The 563-nt window shown below is 49.0% G+C and carries 1 protein-coding gene; it reads right to left on the reverse strand.

Features of this window, described 5'->3' with window-relative positions:
• Nucleotides 1-329 precede the first annotated feature (329 nt).
• The coding region (locus tag DW233_RS10530; RefSeq protein WP_233547990.1) for a hypothetical protein at nucleotides 330-563 on the reverse strand (234 nt) is incomplete at its 5' end.

The raw sequence follows: 563 nt of genomic DNA on the forward strand, positions 1-563 counted from the left end.
GCAAGGAGATATATTGCCAGACCGGAGGGGCGCCGGGGGCGGGAATCCCGTACTCCATATTTTGTTCACAAATGAATTAGCTGGCTCCGAGTTGCTCAGAGTCACACATTTGGTCATAAACCATGGACAGACCGTATGACCTCGGGAATCTTGCTGTCCACTGTAGACATAGCATCTTTATACCCTCGTCGGTCTCTGCTAGTTAGCTCGTCATAAATAGAAGGACAACGTTAACAAACCTATAAAACGCCAGCGGGGGCTCTATCACTAATTAGATAGAGCCCCCGCTGGCGGAGTGTATTTGATTGAAACAATACCCCTTAACTGATTTACTGGAAATAAGGAGCAAAAGAACCGTCCGGATATACGTGGCGACAGAACCCTAGAGTCGACTGAGCGCCAACAGAAAGCGACATAAACAAAAAGATCGGCTCTACCCCAACGCAGATGACAACGATGACCTCGACTAACGTCAATCCGAGCACTCCTAAAACGGATAGGGCAAATATCGCATATAACGCAAAAAAGGGGGAGGCCGCGAGGCCTCCCCCTTCTCCATTCCA

It is taken from the genome of Collinsella sp. AM20-15AC, assembly GCF_003471405.1.
GTDB lineage: Bacteria > Actinomycetota > Coriobacteriia > Coriobacteriales > Coriobacteriaceae > Collinsella.